General features: G+C 72.6%; 11 protein-coding genes. 1 reads left to right on the top strand and 10 read right to left on the bottom strand.

The features are described 5' to 3' along the window. Positions 1-30: 30 nt before the first annotated feature. The 10 genes from OG214_RS35570 to OG214_RS35525 all read right to left on the bottom strand — a co-directional run bounded on the left by OG214_RS35570 (position 31) and on the right by OG214_RS35525 (position 15,143). A complete protein-coding gene (locus OG214_RS35570; protein WP_405987095.1) occupies positions 31-2,349 on the bottom strand; it encodes a lantibiotic dehydratase in 2,319 nt (772 codons plus the stop codon). Between the two features lie 12 nt (positions 2,350-2,361). Beyond that, positions 2,362-2,640 carry a phosphopantetheine-binding protein gene (locus OG214_RS35565; RefSeq protein WP_363085653.1) on the bottom strand — a complete coding sequence of 93 codons (279 nt, stop codon included), beginning with the start codon at positions 2,638-2,640 and terminating at the stop codon, positions 2,362-2,364. A gap of 78 nt (positions 2,641-2,718) precedes the next feature. After that, positions 2,719-3,714: a pyridoxal-phosphate dependent enzyme gene (locus tag OG214_RS35560; protein WP_405987094.1), complete on the bottom strand. Its 996-nt coding sequence runs from the start codon at positions 3,712-3,714 to the stop codon at positions 2,719-2,721. Beyond that, positions 3,711-5,306, bottom strand: coding sequence for an amino acid adenylation domain-containing protein (locus tag OG214_RS35555; protein ID WP_405987093.1), 1,596 nt, complete (start codon positions 5,304-5,306; stop codon positions 3,711-3,713). Before OG214_RS35555 ends, OG214_RS35560 begins: the two co-directional genes overlap by 4 nt. After that, entirely contained in the window at positions 5,303-7,417 is a 2,115-nt protein-coding gene (locus tag OG214_RS35550; protein WP_405987092.1) for a lantibiotic dehydratase, read from the bottom strand. Before OG214_RS35550 ends, OG214_RS35555 begins: the two co-directional genes overlap by 4 nt. 332 nt (positions 7,418-7,749) lie before the next feature. Continuing rightward, entirely contained in the window at positions 7,750-8,691 is a 942-nt protein-coding gene (locus OG214_RS35545) for an ornithine carbamoyltransferase (RefSeq protein ID WP_405987091.1), read from the bottom strand. 166 nt (positions 8,692-8,857) lie between these two features. Further along, complete coding sequence (gene ectB / locus OG214_RS35540; protein WP_365905950.1) at positions 8,858-10,165, bottom strand: diaminobutyrate--2-oxoglutarate transaminase; 1,308 nt, start codon at positions 10,163-10,165, stop codon at positions 8,858-8,860. Positions 10,166-10,235: 70 nt separating this feature from the next. Continuing rightward, positions 10,236-13,484: a non-ribosomal peptide synthetase gene (locus tag OG214_RS35535; RefSeq protein ID WP_405987090.1), complete on the bottom strand. Its 3,249-nt coding sequence runs from the start codon at positions 13,482-13,484 to the stop codon at positions 10,236-10,238. A gap of 316 nt (positions 13,485-13,800) precedes the next feature. Next, positions 13,801-14,523 (bottom strand): response regulator transcription factor, encoded by a 723-nt coding sequence (locus tag OG214_RS35530; RefSeq protein WP_405987089.1) that lies wholly within the window; start codon positions 14,521-14,523, stop codon positions 13,801-13,803. Continuing rightward, a complete protein-coding gene (locus OG214_RS35525; protein WP_363084094.1) occupies positions 14,520-15,143 on the bottom strand; it encodes a response regulator transcription factor in 624 nt (207 codons plus the stop codon). The genes OG214_RS35530 and OG214_RS35525 overlap by 4 nt, the downstream gene beginning before the upstream one ends. Positions 15,144-15,490: 347 nt before the next feature. On the opposite strand from OG214_RS35525, the gene OG214_RS35520 reads away from it, so the two are divergent. Beyond that, positions 15,491-19,123 (top strand): type 2 lanthipeptide synthetase LanM family protein, encoded by a 3,633-nt coding sequence (locus OG214_RS35520; RefSeq protein WP_405987088.1) that lies wholly within the window; start codon positions 15,491-15,493, stop codon positions 19,121-19,123. Positions 19,124-19,149: the final 26 nt, after the last annotated feature.

Genomic DNA, 19,149 nt, shown 5'->3' with positions numbered 1-19,149 from the left:
GCGAGAAGCGGGCGTACGCGTACGTCCGTGTCAGTCGGTCACCGCGACGAAGCGGAGCTCCGAGGTGTAGGTGTTGCCTTCGTCGTCGGTCAGCCAGGCCTGCTCCGGGTTGGGCAGCATCTCGGTGACCGTCATCCGCGCGGCGGGATCCTTTCGCGCCAGCCTGCGCGCCGCCTTCGCGAAGATGTTCACATACACCGGACTGTCGAAGTCCACGAAGAACGGCCGCGGCTCCGTAGGAGACACCACGAACACCCACCGCGGCAACTCCTGCGCCGACCGCCACTGACGCGCCCGAACGAACCGACGCGCCTCGTTCTTCTCCCCCGCGAACTCCATCTCCGACGCCACGAACCGCCAGGTCTCCCGCGCCACCACGAGCGAGTCGACCGTGACCCTCGGCGAACGGTCGCTCTCCGGAAGGATCTGGAAGAGATCCATCACCAGGGTCGTCAGCACATGCGAGAACACGTCGACGGCGTCGAACACCGTCCCGTCGGGCAGCACCACCACCAGTCGGTCCGCCCGCCGTTCGACCCGGGCGTCGGCGCTCAGTACGGTGTTCGGCCTGCCGGGGTCGGCCGTGTGGTCCAGGAGCGCGACATGGTAGTCCTCGGGCCGTACCAGGGAGTGTCTGATCCGGGCGGAGAGCCTGGACTTGTGCTCCTTGGGCAGCAGCGGCATCAGCCGGGGATCCGGGTGATCGCGGCTCGTCCGGGCGAACAGTTCCCCGGGGTCCGGATGCTGGTGGACGAAGAGCGACGCGCCCAGGGTGTTGGTGGCGAGATGGAGTTCACCGAGGACGAGCTCGAACTCACCGCGTTCCAGCGCGGCCGTGTCGGCCGCGGCGACCATCACGTCCGGGCTGAGATAGCGTGCCGCCGTCCAGCCGGTCCCCGTACCGCCGAACGACTCCTCGATCTGGCCGGCGATCTCCGTGCCGGAGACCCGGACGCGGCGGACGCCCTCCGGCAGGTGCCGGCTCAGGATGTCGCTCCAGCGCCGGCGGAACTCCTCCTGGAGGCGGACCGCGTCGGCGGCGCCCTCTCCGTGCAGTACCGGCAGACAGGCGAACCAGAAGGACGCCAGATCCACCGCTCCGGGCCCGCCGCCTCCGCGGCCCCCGCCGGCCTCGCCCGCGAGCCGGTCGAAGACCTCACCGGCCCGCCGCATCACACGCTCGGCGAGCCGGGAGGTCAGCCAGGTGGCGCTGGTCATGAAGAGATCCAGCGGGGCCAGCGCCGTCACGATGTCGCCACCGATCCGGGCCTGGGCGGAGCGCACGCAGTCGGAGTAGACGAGGGCCCGGCAGGGCGCGGTGGTGGCGCCCTTCTCCCGCTGGGCGGCGGCTTCCGTGAGCCGCTCGAAATCCGCCTCAAGTCCGGCGAGCGCGGTGATCAGCCGCTCCGGGTCGTCCCCGGCCGCCCGCACCCGGTCGCGCCCGCGCTCCAGTACGTCCAGCTTGGCGAGCGCCGGCTCACGTACGGCGGGGTCGCCGATCCGGTCCAGGATCTCGCGCAGCCGCAGTTCGGGGCGGGTGTCGGCGGGAACCTCCAGCCGCCAGGTGACACAGCGGAGTCTCACCAGTGTGTCGAGCGCCTCGGTCACATCGGTGTCCGGTCCCAGCAGCCGCTGGATGGCATGGGCGGAACGTACCCCGTCGCAGAGTTCGAGGACGCGGAGCTCCCGTTCCGAGACCGTACGCACCGGACGCCCCGGCACCCGCACCGCACCGTCCACCACACCCACGAACGGCACACGACGCGGAGCCACCCACTCACGAACCCCCGCGACCCCACCGATCACCCGGGCCAGCGCATCCACCGACCAACTCGAAAAATACACCTCCGACCCCGACACCAACCCCACACCAGGATCAACATTCACACCACGCGACGACACATCCACCCGGCCCCAGCCCACCGGACCGAAAAACCCGATCGTGTCATTCTTCACACAGAAACGCTGCCAATAATGCGCCACCAACTCCTCACGCTGACGCGGCATACTCGACCGCCCCGCCACCGAAGGAACCCACGACAGAAACGGCTTCACACCCGAACCCAACACCGCCCGGTTCTGCCACGCCACCGCCGCACGAAACCGCCCCGAACCCGCAATCCCCTGCAACACCCCAGCAGTACCCACCGCGGCAACCCCGAACAACTCCTCAAAACCCTCCCACTCCACACCCGACAACACCTCCCCCACACCAAACTTGTCCGCCGCCACACCCAACCCAACCGGCGCCAGACGCAACACCCCCGACACCGGAAAACCCGGACCACGCAGGCCCACTTGGTCCCAGAGGCGCCATCGCTCGCTCAGGGAAACGGATTCCTCGGTCATCCGGATCTCCCCCTACACCTGTTCGGCGGCGCGGTCCGCGAGATCCTCGGCAAGGACCTCGGCGAGTTCGGCCGGCGAGGGATAGGTGAAGATGAGCGCCACGGGCAGCTCGGTGTGGAGGGTGTCCTGGAGCCGGGCGATGATCTGGAAGGCGGCCAGGGAGTCCCCGCCCGTCTCGAAGAAGTCGCTCATGGTGTCGAGGGTCGCGTCGCCGAGGGTCTCCCGGTAGAAGCCCGCGATGAGTTCGGGGAGCTGGGACGCGTCGACCGTGTGCTGTTCCGCCGTGGTCATGTTGTTCTCCTTCAGTGATGTCGGTGGTGTCGGTAATTTGAGTGATGTCAGTGGTGTCGTTGACGCTGTCGAAAGTGATCAGAGGGCGGACGTCCGGGCGGCCAGGGCCGCCGGACCGTTTCCGCCGGACACGATCACCGCGGCCGTGCCGTCGAAACCGCGGTGCAGCGCTCCGGCCAGGGCGACGGCGCCGCTGGGCTCCGCCGGGACACCGGCCGCGTGGAGCAGACCCGTCGCGTGGACGATCGCCTCGTCGGTGACCCCGACCAGTTCGTCCACGCGCTGTCTGATCACGGGGAAGAGCACCTCGCCCGCGCGCTGGCCGCGCAGTCCGTCGGCGACGGAGTCGCTGGGCGGCAGTTCGACCGGATGCCCCGCCGCCAGGGCGCGCGCGTAGCGCCGGGTACCCATGGGCTCCACCCCGACGATCCGTACCGGCCGTGTCAGTCCCTCCGCGGCGAGACACACTCCTCCGAGCAGACCGCCGCCGCCGGTCGGGACGAAGACGGTGCCGGCGCCGGGGGCGTCCTCGAATATCTCCAGACCGACGGTGCCCTGTCCGGCCGCCACGAGTTCATGGTCCGACGAGGGCACCAGGACCGCGCCCGTACGCTCCGCGAAGTCCCGTGCGTACCGGTCGCGTTCGGCGACTCCGCCGCCGCTCCGGATCACCCGGGCGCCGAGGGCCGCGACGGCCTGTGCCTTCGCCTCGCTCGCTCCGGCCGCCATGACGACGGTCACCCGGACACCGAGCGGTCCGGCGAGGGCGGCCACCGCGAGCCCGTGGTTGCCCGAGGAACCGGTGACGATGTCATGGGCGCCCAGGGCCAGCAGCGCGTTCGCCGCTCCCCGTAGCTTGAACGAGCCGCTGTGCTGGAGGTGTTCGGCCTTGAGCAGGACGGCGGGCAGTGAGTCCGCCGTCAGCAGCGGCGTCCGCCGTATGTACGGGGCGATCCGCTCGGCGGCGGCGAGGACGTCGGTGTGACCGAGCCGGACACCGGCGGGGCCGCGTCGGACGCCGGTGTGACCCGGCCGGGTGCCCGCGTGGCCCAGCCGGGTGCCCGCGGCCGTCATGACACACGCTCCGCCGTCGGGACGGCCGGCCGGCCGAGTGTGCCACGGTCGGTCTTGCCACTGCGGGTCACCGGCAGCCGGTCGATACGGGTGAACCGCCTCGGCAGCATATGGGGCGGCAGGGTGGCGGCGAGATGGGCGCGTACGGACGCGTCGCCGGTCCCGGCGGACAGCCCGGTGACATGCGCGTACAGCCAGGTCCGCCCCTGGCCGTCCGTCTCGGCGGTGACCACCGCGCCGGTGATGTGGGGGTGGGTGAGCAGCGCGCCCTCGATCTCCGCCGGGTCCACCCGATAGCCGCGGATCTTGATCTGGCGGTCCGAGCGGCCGAGATACTCCAGCTCGCCGCCGGGCAGCCGGCGGGTCAGATCACCGGTGCGGTACATACGGGCGCCGGGCGGCCCCGAGGGATCGGGGAGGAAGCGCCCGGCCGTCAGGGCGGCGAGTCCTCGATAGCCCCGCGCGACCCCGTCGCCGCCGATGTACAGCTCCCCCACCGCCCCGTCGGGCACGGCGCGCAGCTCGTCGTCGAGCACCTGGACGGTGACCCCGTCGATGGGGGTGCCGATGACATCGGCGGAGGTGTCGGGTACGGCGGGCACCTTGTACCGGGTGGAGGTCATCGTGCATTCGGTGGGGCCGTACTGGTTCACCAGCAGTCCGCCGACGAGCGCGCGCCCGCCGGCGGCGAGGAAGGGCCGCAGCGATTCCCCGCTGGAGACCACCGTGCGCACCCCGCCCAGCCGTTCGGCCGCGTCGGGTCCCTGTGCCAGGAAGGTGAGCAGCGAGGGGGTGGTGCTCAGTACGGTGTCCGCGCCGTACTCCTGGAGGATGGCCGCGAAGGTGTCGGCGCGCAGCAGCCGGGCGCGCTCGACCAGGACGAGACGGCCGCCCGCGACGAGCGGCGCGAAGATGTCCCGGATGGAGGCGTCGTAGCCGAGCGGGGCGAGCTGGACGGCCACGGTGTGCGGGCCGAGTCCGTAGTCCCTGACCACGAAGCGCAGATACGCGTCGAGCCCGGCGCGTTCGATCATGACCGCGTGGGGCGCTCCGGTGGATCCGGAGGTGTGGCTGATGTACGCGAGCGAGCGCGGCGCGGCGGTGTACGGCGGCGCGGCGGGGGCCGGGCCGCCCGGGGCCGGGAGCCGGTCGAGCAGCAGGGTGGGTCCGGTGACGGGCAGGGCGAGCCGCTCGGCGAGAGCGGTGGTGGTGAGCAGGAACCGGGCCTGGCCGCTCTCGGCCATGGACACCAGCCGAGGCACCGGCAGTTCGACATCGAGCGTGAGGAACGCGCCGCCGGCCCGCAGCACCGCGGCCATCGCGACAACGGCGTCGGCACCGCGCTCGACGGCGACGGCGCACACCTCCTCGGGGCCCACTCCCCGGGCGGTGAGAATCCGGGCCAGCCGGTCGATCCTGGCCGCGAGTTCCCCGTACGAGAGCTCGCTGTCCGGGGTGACGACGGCGATGGCGCCCGGATCGCGCGTGGCATGGGCGAGGATGTCGTCCACCGGGGTACGCGCCGCTCCGACCGCCGGAAGCCCCCCGCCGTCCGGGCGGCGCACCCCGTCCGAGCGGTGTGCGCCGGTCATCCTTCCTCTCCTGTCTCCGTGGTGCGGTCGACGGCGACGAAGCGGAGTTCGGAGGTGTACTTGTTGCCCTCGTCGTCGGTCAGCCAGGCCTGCTCCGGCGTCGGGAGCATCTCCGAGACCGTCATCCGCGCGGCGGGATCCTTCCGCGCCAGCCTGCGCGCCGCCTTCGCGAAGATGTTCACATACACCGGACTGTCGAAGTCCACGAAGAACGGCCGCGGCTCCGTAGGAGACACCACGAACACCCACCGCGGCAACTCCTGCGCCGACCGCCACTGACGCGCCCGCACGAACCGACGCGCCTCGTTCTTCTCCCCCGCGAACTCCATCTCCGAGGCGACGAACTTCCAGGTCTCACGGGCCACGACGGTCGAGTCGATGGTGATGCGCGGCGAGCGGTCGGTGTCGGGCCGCAGGGTGAAGCGGTCCATCACCCGGTTGGTCATGGCGTGGCTGAACACATCGAGCAGATCGAAGACGGAGCCGTCGGGGAGCACCGCCTTGAGCTGTCCGTCCCGCTCCTCCACCAGTACGTCGCCGCAGCGGACCGTGCGCGGCCGGCTGGGGTCCGCGGTCTGGTCCACGATGGCCACGTAGTAGTCCTGCGGGCGGTCCAGGGAGGGCCGGCTGCGGGTGGACCACTTCAGCGGAAGTTCCTTGGGCAGCATGGGCATCAGCCGGGGCCCGGGGAAGTCGGTCGTGGTCTCGTCGATCAGCTCCTGGATGTCCGGGTGCTGATGGACGAAGAGCGAGGCGCCCAGGGTGTTCATGGCCACGTGCAGCTCACCGAGGACGAGCTCGAACTCACCGCGCTCCACCGCGTCGAGATCATCGGCGATGATCATCACATCGGGGCTGATGTAGCGGGCCAGGGACCAGCCGCGTCCGGGTTCGCCGAAGGCCTCCTGGACCTGGTCGGCGATATCGGCGGAGGAGAGCCGGACCCGCCGGGCCCCGGCCGGGGCGTTGATGATCCTGGCCCAGCGCTCACGCAGTTCGGCCTGGATACGGTCGATGTCCGCGATCGACTCGCTGTGCGGGGCGGGCAGGCACTCGAACCAGAGCGAGCCGAGGTCGACGCGGTCCTGTCCGGCGCGGAGACGGGCGTACGCCTCCTTGATACGTCCGCCGACGGTCTCGGCGAACCGGTTGGTCATCCAGCGGGCTCCGGTGAGGCACAGCTCCAGGGGGGTGAGCTGCTCCAGTACGGCGGTGCCCACCGTGGCGGTGGCCGATCTGCGGCTGTCGGAGTAGACCAGCGCGCGGTTGGGCGCCGTACGGGCGCCCTTCTCCCGCTGGGCGGAGGTCTCGGTCAGTTCGGCGAAGTCGGCTTCGAGCGCGGCGAGCGCCTCGCACAGTTCGTCGGCGTCGAAGCCGGCGGCACGGACCCGGTCACGGCCGCGCTCCAGTACGTCCAGCTTGGCGAGGGCCGGTTCACGCAGTTCCGCGTCGCCGATCGTCTCCACGAAGGAGCGCAGGGCGCGTTCCGGGAAGGTGCCCGCGGGGACGTCCAGTTTCCAGGCGACCCAGCGCTGGGAGACGAGCCACTCCAGGGTCTCGGTGATCTCGGCGGGCGGCACCTCGCGGCCCTCGGCCCGGGAGACCTCGTCGACGATATCGGTGAACAGCCTCACCCCGTCGCAGAGTTCGAGGACGCGGAGCTCCCGCTCGGAGACCGTACGCGCCGGACGCCCCGGCACCCGCACCGCACCGTCCACCACACCCACGAACGGCACACGACGCGGAGCCACCCACTCACGAACCCCCGCGACCCCACCGATCACCCGAGCCAGCGCATCCACCGACCAACTCGAAAAATACACCTCCGACCCCGACACCAACCCCACACCAGGATCCACACCCACACCACGCGACGACACATCCACCCGGCCCCAGCCCACCGGACCGAAAAACCCGATCGTGTCATTCTTCACACAGAAACGCTGCCAATAATGCGCCACCAACTCCTCACGCTGACGCGGCATACTCGACCGCCCCGCCACCGAAGGAACCCACGACAGAAACGGCTTCACACCCGAACCCAACACCGCCCGGTTCTGCCACGCCACCGCCGCACGAAACCGCCCCGAACCCGCAATCCCCTGCAACACCCCAGCAGTACCCACCGCGGCAACCCCGAACAACTCCTCAAAACCCTCCCACTCCACACCCGACAACACCTCCCCCACACCAAACTTGTCCGCCGCCACACCCAACCCAACCGGCGCCAGACGCAACACCCCCGACACCGGAAAACCCGGACCGCGGAGCGAGAAATGCGTCCACAGCCGCCACCCGCCGGCGGGCAGAAGTACGGTTTCAGACATGGCTGGACTACCTCCCAGGTAAGAACGTCGGAGAGCGCACCGGTGACTCGGTGACCGGTGGTGTGTCGGATCGCGCCGGGCGATCCGGGACGGCGGACGCGGAACGCGGTGGTGGATCAGCCGGCCGGAATGCCGGCCGTGCACCACTCCAGCACCGCGCGGGCGCTGTGGTACTTGTTCTCGGCCTGCCGGAACGCGATGCTCGCGGGTCCGTCGAGGACCTCCGCGGTGACCTCCTCGCCCCGGTGGGCGGGCAGGTCGTGCATGAACAGCGCGTCGGGGCTGGTGGCCATCACGGCCGGGCCGACCTGGAAGGGAGCGAACAGGCGCCGCCAGTCGGGGTCGGGCTTGGCGGTGCCGGTGGTCTGCCAGCGGGTGGTGTAGACGACATCGGCGGGCGGCAGCCCGTCCATGTCGTGCCGCTGCTCGACCCGGGCGCCGCTGGTCTTGGCGTTGACGGCGGCGCGTTCGAGATAGCGCCCGGCCACCCCGTATCCGGGCGGTGTCCGCAGATACAGCTCGGTGTCCCGGTAGCGGGAGAGCGCCAGGGTGAGCGCGGACGCCGTGTTGTTGCCCTCCCCGATGTAGAGCACCCGCAGGCCCTCGACGCGGCCGAACGTGCCCAGGAGGGTGGTGAGATCGGTGAGTGCCTGGGTGGGGTGCTCGTCGGCGCTCATCGCGTTCACGACGGCCATCCGCCGCTGGTCGGCGTAGGCGCGGAGCTCGGCCTCGCTCCCGGCGGTACGGGCGACCAGTACGTCGATCATCCTGGACAGCACGGCGGCGGTGTCCTCGACGCTCTCGCCGGTGTTCTCCTGGAGGTCGCCGGGGCCATAGGTGATCAGCCGCCCGCCGAGCCGCAGTGTGCCCGCCGAGAAGGCGGTACGGGTACGGGTGGAGGTCTTGCGGAACAGGACGCCGACGACGGCGTCGTGCAGCGGGCGCGCGTCCTCCAGCTCCCCGGCCGCGTACTGGACACCGCGCCGGACGATACGGTCCAGCTCCTCGGTGCTGAGATCGTCGATGGAGATGAGGTGACGGCGGGTCGGGTGACTCATCGGGTCCTCCCTGGTCTGCGGTTGCTGGCGCGTTCGCGGTGTGTGACGGGTCGCGGTATGTGACGGGGGCCGGTACGTGACGAGGGCGCGGCGGGCGGCGGTTTCACGGTGGGCGGCAGGGGCGCGGCGGGTGCCGTACAGCGGTGAGTAAGACCGCCGTTCCGCCTCAGCGCACGCGCAGCCCTTCGTGCAGCACCGCCAGACCGAGGTCGAGCCGGTCGGCGTCGATGGTCAGCGGGGGCATGACCTTGATGACCTCGTCATGGCGTCCGCACAGCTCGACGATGAGGCCGTGCTCGAAGGCGTACCGCTGCGCGGAGCGGGCCCGCTCGGAACCTCCCGCGCCCCTGGTGTCGATCCCGAGCACCATGCCCCGGCCGCGTACGGCCAAGGCCGGGTCGAGCGCGGTGAGTTCGGCGCGGAACCGGCCCAGGCGCCGGGTCGCGCGGGTCACGCCCGCCCGGAACGAGCCGTGCTGCCACAGCTCGCAGCCGGCGGTCGCGGCGACGAAGGCGAGCTGGTTGCCGCGGAACGTACCGGTGTGCTCACCGGGCTCCCACACATCGAGTTCGCGCCGGAAGAGGGTCAGCGAGAGCGGAAGCCCGTAGCCGCCGATGGACTTGGAGACGGTCACGATGTCGGGGACGATCCCGGCGTCCTCGAAGCCGAAGAACGTGCCGGTACGGCCGCAGCCCGCCTGGATCTCGTCCAGGATCAGCAGAATGCCGTGGCGCTCGGTGAGCGCGCGCAGCCGCCGCAGCCACTCCCGGCTCGCCGGGTAGACACCGCCCTCCATCTGCGTCGGCTCGACGATCACCGCGGCGGGCAGGTCCGTACCGGACGACGGGTCCGCGAGCAGCCGCTCGATGAAGCCGATGGAGTCGAACGGGCCGAGGGGCCCGTCCTCGTACGGTACGAAGGTCACGTCCTGGCCGCTGACCCCGCCGGCCCGGCGGGCGCGGCGGCTGCCGGTCACCGCGAGGGAACCCCGGGACATACCGTGGTACGCGCCGGAGAAGGCGATGAGTCCGGTGCGTCCGGTCGCCTTGCGGGCCAGTTTGAGCGCGGCCTCCACGGCGTCGGTGCCGGTGGGCCCCGCGAACTGCACCTTGTAGTCGAGGCCGCGCGGGCGCAGGACGAGCTCGGCGAAGCGGGCCAGGAACTCGCGCTTGGCGACGGTGTGCATGTCCAGGCCGTGCATGATGCCGTCGGAGGCGAGGTAGTCGGTCAGCCGGCGCTTGATGAAGTCGTTGTTGTGTCCGTAGTTCAGACTGCCCGCACCGCAGAAGAAGTCGATGAAGGTACGGCCGTCCTCGGTGTGCAGTTCGGCTCCCTTGGCCCGCGAGAAGACCACGGGGAAGGTGCGGCAGTACAGCCGGACCTCCGACTCCAGGTCCTCGAAGACGGAGATGTCGGGGGATACGGGACGGTCGGTGTGGTCGAGTGGCTGGTGGAGGGGGACGGTGGTCGTCATGTGGGTCCTCTCGGCTTCGGATGGTGCGGCCGGCCCCCAGGGTGTGTCCGGCGGCGGGTCGTGGGGTCGGTCAGCGGCCCGCCCTGCGCCGGGCGGTGAGCACCGGCGCGGTACGGCCGGCCGGTACCCGGGGGTAGCCGTCCAGGGCGGCGGCGAGGGCGGCGACGGTCGTGTGGTCGAACAGGGCCCGCACGGGGACGTCGATACCCAGCTCACCCCGCAGCCGTACGGAGACCCGGGTGGCGAGCAGGGAGTGCCCGCCGAGCCGGAAGAAGTCGTCGTGGGCGCCGACCTCCGGCGTCCCGAGGACCGTCCGCCAGACATCGGCGATGGTCTTCTCCTCGGGGGTGCGCGGCGCCAGATGCCCACGTTCCGTGTCAGGCACCGTGGGTGACGGCGCGTCAGGCAGGGGAAGTGCCTTGCGGTCGGTCTTTCCGGTGACGGTGGTGGGCAGTTCGTCGAGGACCATGAAGGACGCCGGGACCATGTAGTCGGGCAGGGCCGTCAGCAGCCGCTCGCGCAGCTCGTCGTGGCCGGGGACCGGATGGCCGTCGCGGATGACCAGATAGGCGGTGAGCCGCGGTTCGCCGGAGGCGTCCGGGGTCGGGTGGACGACGGCCGCGCGGATCGCGGTGAGGGACAGCAGGGCGGCCTCGATCTCACCGGGTTCCATCCGGTGGCCGTGGATCTTCACCTGGTGGTCGGCGCGGCCGAGGATCTCCAGTGATCCGTCGGGCCGCAGCCGCCCCAGGTCCCCGGTGGCGTAGAGCCGCCCGCCGGGCCCGGTGGCGTGGGGGTCGGGCAGGAACACCTCCGCCGTCTGCTCCGGCCGGTCGTGATAGCCCCATCCGACGGACGCGCCGCCGATATGGATCTGACCCGTCTCGCCGGCCGGCACCGGCTCCAGGCGCTCGTCGAGGAGCCGTACGGTGCAGTTGTCCAGGGCGGCCCAGTCCCGTACCCGTTCGCCGGGGCCGAGCCGCGCCATGGTCGCCCATACGGTGGTCTCCGTCGGCCCGTACAGATCCCAGACGCGGGCGCCGCGCGCGGTGAGTGACCGGACGAGGCCGGGGAGGATCTTCTCGCCGCCGGAGAGCACGGTCAGCGCGGGCGGCGGCGCCCAGCCGGTGTCGGTCAGCATCCGCAGGACGACGGGGGTGGCCTGGAGCACGGCGGGGCGTACGGAGTCCATCAGAGCGATCAGCCGCTGCGGGTCCCTGGCCTGCTCCGGGTCCGCCATCACCATCTGCGCGCCGGTGATCAGCGGCAGGCACAGCTCCAGCAGGGACGGGTCGAAGGAGAGGGTGGTCACGGCCATGACCGGCATCCCTGGCCCCAGGGCGAGCCGGTGCGGCAGCGACAGCAGGAAGTTGGTCAGCGCGCGGTGCGGGATCATGACGCCCTTGGGCGTCCCGGTGGAGCCCGAGGTATGGAAGATGTACGCCTGCTCGTGCGGCCTGGCCGGCCGGGCGGGGCGCGTGGCGGGCCGGGCGTCGATCTCCTGACGGTCCCGGTCCCCGTCCAGCAGCACGGTCCGTACGCCCGTGCCGGCCAGCCGGCCGGCGAGCGCCTGCTCGGTGATCACCAGCGGGGCGCCGGTGTCGGCGATGAGCCGGGCCAGCCGCGCGTCCGGGTGCAGGGGGTCGAGCGGCTGGTACACCGCGCCCGCCTTGAAGACGGCGAGCAGCGCCACGACGAGTCCGGCGCCCCGCGCGAGATGGACACCGACGGGAGTGCCGGGACCGGCGCCCAGCTCCCTGAGCAGATGCGCGAGCCGGTTGGCCCGTGCGTCGAGCGCGGCGTAGGTCAGCTCGGCGTCCGCCGCGCGCACGGCGGGCGCGTCGGGCGTGGCCGCGGCCCGGCGCTCGAACAGTCCCGCCATGGTCAGTTCCGGTACGGGCCGTACGTCCCCCGCGCCCTGCGCGAGCAGCCGGCGCCGCTCCTTGGCGGGCAGCGGGGAGATGCTCCGGGTGGTCTCGGCCAGTGGCGCGTCGGGAGCGGCGAGAAGACCGCGCAGCAACTCCTCGTAGCCGTCGGCGAGATGCCGCATCGTATCGGCGTCGAAGAGCGCGGTGGCGTACTGCATCCGTCCGGAGAGATGTCCCTCGGGGCTTCCGATGAGATCCAGCACCAGGTCGAAGGGGGTGCCGCCGGCGGGGGTGGAGACCAGCTCCGTCTCCAGACCGGGCAGTTCGGGCCGCTCCGCCTCGCCCCCGAGCAGCAGGAAGGAGACCTGGAAGAGGGGGTTGCGGGACAGATCGCGTTCCGGGGTGAGTTCGGCGACGATGTGCTCGAACGGGGCGTCGGCGTGGGAGAAGTCCGCGAGCGTGGTGTCCCGCACCCGGCGCACCAGCTCGCCGAACGTCGGGCGTCCCGACAGATCGGTGCGGAGCACCACCGTGTTGACGAAGAGCCCGATCAGCCGCTGGAGTCCGGGCCCGCCCCGCCCGGCGACCGGGGTGCCGACGGCGAGATCGGTCTGGCCCGTGTACCGGCCGAGCAGCGCCTGGAAGGCCGCGAGCAGCACCATGAACCGGGTGGCGCGCCGGGACCGGGCGAACGCGTCGACCGCGCTCACCAGTTCGGCGGGGAGCCGGAACCGGGTGATCTCGGCGTCGCCCCGCCAGACCTCGGGACGGGGGCGGTCGGTGGGCAGCTCCAGCGGCGCGAGGCCGTCGAGCCGGGCGCGCCAGTAGTCGGTCCGGCCGGACAGGCTCGGCCCGGAGAGCTGTTCGCGCTGGCGGGCCGCGAAGTCGGCGTACTGGAAGGGAGGTTCCGGCAGCGCGGCGGGCTCGCCGGAGGTGCGCTCCCGGTAGTACGCGGCGAGTTCCCCGGTGAGAACGCCCCAGGAGGTGAAGTCGAAGGCGATGTGGTGCACCACCACCAGGAGGAGATGGTCGCCGGGTGCCATGCGGGCCAGGGTGAGCCGCAGCGCGGGCGCGGCCGACAGGTCCAGCGGGCGGCGCAGTTCACCCTCGACGAGCGAGCGGAGCCGCTCCTCCCGGTCCTCGTCGGGGACCTCGGTGAGATCGACGCGGCCGAGCGGGACCGCCGTCTCGGCGACGACCTCGGGCACGGGCTCCCCGTCGGCGGGGAGATAGCGGGTGCGCAGTATCTCGTGGCGGCGGACGACATCGGCGAAGGCGCCGGTGAGGGCGGGGATGTCCAGCTCGCCGCGGAGCCGGAGGGCCAGCGGGAGGAGATGGTCCGCGGAGCCGGGCCGGAGCTGGTCGAGGAACCACAGCCGCTGCTGCGAGAACGATGTGGTCCGGGATGTGGTCCGGGTGCCGTCGGCTGAGCGGCTGTCAGCGTGGTCCACCGGCTGCCTCCATGGGTCGGGGTGTCTGCCACGTCCGTCATGGCCGTGGTGGCACAGCGAGAGCTTGCTTGCCGCGCCGGGCACGGCAACAGGGAAGGAGCGGCAGCGGTCCGCCGCCGGGCTTGCTGCGCTTATGTCTCTGTGCGCCGAGGGCGCGGAGCGGGCACGCTCGGCTGCGCGAGACGCACCGCCGGACACACTGCCGGGCACACCGCCGGACACACTGCCGGGCACACCGCCGAACGCACCGGCCCAACGCACCGCCGGACGGCCGGTCCGCGGGACCCGGCCGGCCGGCCCGCCGGAGCGGACCGGCTCAGATCAGACCGGTGCGGACGCCGTACGCCACCGCGTGGGCCCTGGTGCGTACCTGGAGCCGGGCCATCAGGTCGTAGATGACGTTCTTCACCGTGTGCTGCGAGCAGGCGAGACTCCGGGCGATGGCCGCGTTGCCGTGCCCTTCCGCCACCAGCGCGAGCACCCGTGTCTGACGCTCGGTCAGGGGTGGTACGACGACGGGATCCCCCGGTTCGGGCGGGTACTGCTCGGCGCCACCGCCGCTGAGCAGCCGTACCAGCACGCCGGACGGCAGCCGGCCCTCGCCGTGGTACGCGGAGCGCACCCCGGCCGCCAGCCGGGCCGGGGTCGTCTCCGACGACTGGAGCATGGCCACGGCCCCGGCCCGTACGCCACGCAGCACACCGGCGGCCGTGAAGGTGTCGGCGACGACCAGCAGACGGCGGTGTGCCGCGTGGCGGTCCAGGGCCGGGCCCGCGTCGAGCGCCTCGTCGACCGTGCGCGCGGCGGCCACCAGGACCGTCTCCGGCGAGGGCGCCGTGGCGCGCTCGATCCCGGCCCGGCGCAGTGCCGCGGCGACCGGTTCGCCCAGGGCGGGACCCGGCGCGCAGAGATAGACGCGGAGCCGGTCCCGGTGGTCCGGTGGCGGTACGGGCACCGGAAGGCCGGGTGCCGGTATGCCCCTCAGGAGCAGGCGCAGTTCGGCGGCCGGCGGCGCGGCGGCCACCGTGGGGGCGCTCACAGCAGACCCGCCCGCAGCGCGTAGGCCACCGCGTGGGCGCGGTTGCGGAGCCGGAACCGCTGGGTGATGTCACGCATCACCGTCGTCACGGTCCGGGTCGAGTAGCTCAGCTCCTTGGCGATCTCCCCCGTCTCACGCCCGTCCGCGACCAGCCGCAGCACTGCGCGTTCCCGGTCGTCGAGACCCCAGCCCGCGATATGCGGACGGGCGGGTCTCCCGCCGGACGCGTCGGCGCTCTGCTCCAGCAGCCGGTCGAGAAGATCGGGCGGCACCGTGCTGTCGCCGCCGGCGGCGGTGAGGACGGTACGCACCAGACGGTCGGCGCTCGCCTCACGGCGGCGCAGCAGTCCACGGGCGCCCGCGGCGATGGCGTGCAGGGCCTCGGCCGGGGTGAGATCGGTGGCCACCAGCACCACTTCGGGCCGGTGCGGCTCGCTTCGGACGGCCCGGACCATGTCCATCGTCTGGTGGGCCACCTGGTCCACCATCAGAACGGTCACCTGGGCCGCTTCCCGCGACAGCACCAGGGCGACATCCGGACTGCTGTGCAGGGCGCTCCTGGCGCCCGCCTCCAGCACCGGGTCCAGTGCGACCACACTGACAGGCATCGGTTCACCCATGGGGTACTCCTCGTCTCCGTACGGTGGGTGGCTCGAAACGTAGCTTCGGCGCGGGCGGCGGCCCGTCACATCGGTGGCGGTCCCCCGCATTTACGGGAATGCCGGGACACTGCCCCGGAAAGGCGCCCCGACCGGCACGTCACCCGGCGTGGCCGGGGGACGGTCCGTACGCGCCCGGCCCCGGCCCGGGGGTACGGGAGCCGCCCGGCCGCGGACCGGTGAGCGGCCCGTTCCCTGGCCTGGCGCGGCGGGTGGGGGAAGCGGGGCGGAGAGTGGGTAGCCGCGGCGCGGAATATAGGGGATCCGCCCCCATGCCGCCCGGGTGCGGTTCTGTCAGGGTTGCCGATGTGACCTCCTCCGCCCCCATCTCCGCCGCCGCCCCGGGACTCCCCCGCCGCTGGTGGGCGTACGGCCTGACGCTGCGCGAGCGGCTGGCCCTGCCGCACGCTCCCGTCCCCGCCGGACCCGGCGGGACGGACGGGCACCGTGCCCTGACGGGCGGGCACCGTGCGCTGTCGGAACTGGAGCAGGCGTGCTGGAGCACACGGCTGAGTGTCCTGGGGATCGGCCCGGACCTGGCCGCCGCCCTCGCGGGGGAATCGGCGGAGCGGCTGGGCGCACGGGCGGACGAGCCGGACTGGGCACTGTTCATCGAGAAGGCCCTCGCCGCGGCGCCGGACGCACCGCACACGGACACACCGCGCACGGACGCACCCGACGTGGACGCACCCCACGCGGAGGGACCGTACCGAGCGGAGGACGCGGAGGACACGGAGGACACGGAGGACACGTCCCGCGCGGAAGGCACGTCCCGTACGCGGGACGCGGCCGGCGCCGAGGGCTCCGACGTGTTCGTCCCGCTCTTCCGTCCGCTCGTCGACACGGCGGTCCACGCGATGACCGGGAAGCGCGGCCCCCTGGACCGCGCCGTGGCCGACACCGCCGCGCTGACGGAGGGGTTCGCGGACCGGCTCGGGCAGCAGCTCGCCCGCCGGGCCGCCCGTACGCTCGCCGCCGAACTCGCCGCCGCGCGTACGGCGGGACTGCTGACGGGCACCCGCCCCGAAGACCGCTTCGCCGACTTCCTGCGGCGGACGGGCGGCGCCCGGGGACTGGCCCGGCTCTTCGCCGGCTATCCGGTGCTCGCCCGGCTGCTCGCCCAGACCTGCCAGTTCGCCGCCGACGCCGTCGCGGAGCTGCTGACCCGGTTCGCCGCCGACCGTACGACGATCGTCGCGGAGCTGCTGGACGGATCCGACCCCGGACCTCTGCTGGCCCTGGACCTGGGGCTCGGGGACACCCATGAGCGTGGCCGGTCGGTGGCCCTCCTGCGCTTCGCGGACGGCTCCACCGTGGTCTACAAGCCGCGCCCGCTCAGCCAGTACGCCTTCCTCGACCGGATGGTGGAGTGGCTCAACGGCAAGGTGCCGGGGCTCGGCCTGCGGACCGCCGCGACGGTCGCGCGGGACGGCTACGGCTGGCTCCAGTACATCGGTCATCTCTCCTGCTCGTCCGTCGCGGACATCCACCGGTTCTACCGGCGCCAGGGCGCGCTCCTGGCCCTGGTGTACGCGGTCGAGGGTTCCGATCTGCACTACGACAACCTTGTGGCGCACGGGGACCAGCCGGTGCTGGTGGATGTCGAGACACTGCTGCACGCCACGCTGGCCGAGCCGATGACCGCCGGACCCGACCCGGCCTCGGCCGCGCTCGCCGCCTCGGTGCACCGGACCTGTCTGCTGCCCCAGCTCATGGTCGGCGAACTGGGCGCCGTCGACATCTCGGCCGTGGGCGGGGCGCCGGACGACAGCGGCCCGCACGCGGAGATCGCCTGGGAGGGCGCGGGCACGGACACGATGCGCCTGGTGCGCCGTCCCGTCCCGTTCACCGGTGGCCGCAACCGGCCGCTGCTGGCGGGCAAGGACGTCGCGGCGGGCGAGTACGGAGCCGCTCTGCTCGGCGGCTTCCGCGCGGGCTACGACGCGATCGTCGCCCACCGGGACGAACTGCGCGCCCCGGACGGGCCGTTGGCACGCGAGGGCGCGGCCGGGCCCGGCCGGCTGGTCGTACGGCCGACCCAGCTCTACGCGACGCTGCTGAAGGAGTCGTTCCATCCGGACGTCCTGCGCGACGCGCTGGACAGGGACGCGCTGCTGTCCCTGCTGTGGGCGGAGTCGTCGGACGACCCGGCCGGACAGCGGGTGATCGAGGACGAGATAGCCGATCTGTGGTGCGGGGACATTCCGGTCTTCTTCCACCGGCCGACGGGTTCCGAGGTGTGGACGTCCCGGGGCACCAGGATCTCCGGTGTGCTGGACACCTCGGGCATCGCCGCCGCCCTGGAGAAGATCGGGGCGATGGGCGAGGTCGACCGGCACGACCAGGAGTGGATCATCTCCGCCTCGCTGGCCACCGCCGGGCCGTCGTCGGGCAGCCGGCACAGACCGGCCGGGGCGCCGGCGAGGACCACACCCGCCGCCGTGCCGGAGCCGTCGGTACTCCTCGCCGCCGCGTCCGGGATCGCCGACGAGATCGTGGCCCGAGCCGTGCACGGGCCGGGCCCCGCGGATCCCCGGTCCGGACACGGAGGGCCGGACCGGGGTCAGGACCAGGGCCACGACCAGGCACGGGACCGGGGCCACGACCGGGGGCGGGCCAACTGGATCGGTCTGGAGCTGGTCGACGACGCCCACTGGGCCGTACTGCCGATGGGCGCGAGCCTGGCGCAGGGGTACTGCGGAGTGTCGCTGTTCCTCGCCCAGCTCGGCCGGCTGACCGGCTCGTCCCGCTACACCGATCTGGCGCGGAAGGCGCTCGCCCCGGTGTCCGCGCTGGTCGCCGCGCTCGCCTCGGACCCCGGACTCAGCAGGACGGTGGGACCGGGCGCGTTCCACGGTCTCGGCGGAATCTGTTACGCCGTCGCCCGGCTGACCACTCTGCTCGGCGAGGACGACAGCGAAGGCAAGGGCGGGAGCGAGGCCGAGGGCCAGGAAACGTACGAGCGGCGAACGTACGAGCCGGGAACGGGCGGCGGGGAGACGGGCGCCACGCTGCGGACCGCCGTGGCCGCGCTCGCCCTGTCGGTCGACGACACCCCCGGCGCCGAGGTGTCCCTCGATGTCTCGACCGGTCTCGCGGGTGCGCTGGCCGCCCTGCTCGCCGTACGCGAGGAACGCGGGACGCCGGAGGCCGCCGCCCACGCGGACCGGATCGCGGAGCTGCTGCTCTCGCACACGGACCATGGGCGCCGTGGTGTGGGCACCCCCGGATTCGCCTTCGGCGACGCGGGGATCGGCTGGTCCCTGCTGCGCTACGCCGCCGCCGACGACGCCGACGGTGACCGTGACCGCCGGCCGTACGCCGAGGCGGGGCGTCGGCTGCTGGACTCCGCGCTCGCCGCCGCTGAGCGGAACGCCACCGAGGACGCCCCGGAGGATCTGAGCTGGTGCTCGGGGCTCTCGGGCGCGGTCCTCGCGGCGGCCGACCGTCTCGGCCGGCCCGCGGCGGGAGGCGCCGCGGGAACGGCAGGCCGTACGGGAGCGGCCACCGCCACCGCCACCGAAACCTCCTTCGCGGACGCTTCCCTCACGGAGACATCCTTCGAGGAGAAGGACTCGGCCCGTCTCGACGCGGCGGTGCGTGTGCTCGGCGCGCAGGTGCCGCTCACCGACCACAGCCTCTGTCATGGCGATCTCGGCACGGTCGAACCGCTCGCCGTGCTCGCCGCGCGGGGCCATCCGGACGCCAGAACGGCCCTGGCGCGCCGCGCGGGACTCACCGTGGGCGCCTTCCAGTACGGGGGCCATCTGTGCGGCACTCCCGGCCGGGTCCACTCCCCCGGTCTGCTCACCGGGCTGTCCGGCATCGGATACGCCCTGCTCCGCCTGGGGTTCGCCGACCACGTGCCGTCGGTGCTGCTGCTCGACCCCACACCGTCCCCGCTCCCCGCCACGTCGGGCAACGACACCCCGGCCGTGTGATCCGCCACCAGAACGGCTCAGTGACC

The sequence above is a fragment of the Streptomyces sp. NBC_00872 genome, from assembly GCF_045161915.1.
Lineage (GTDB): Bacteria > Actinomycetota > Actinomycetes > Streptomycetales > Streptomycetaceae > Streptomyces.
This window is presented reverse-complemented; position numbering and strand designations above follow the sequence as displayed.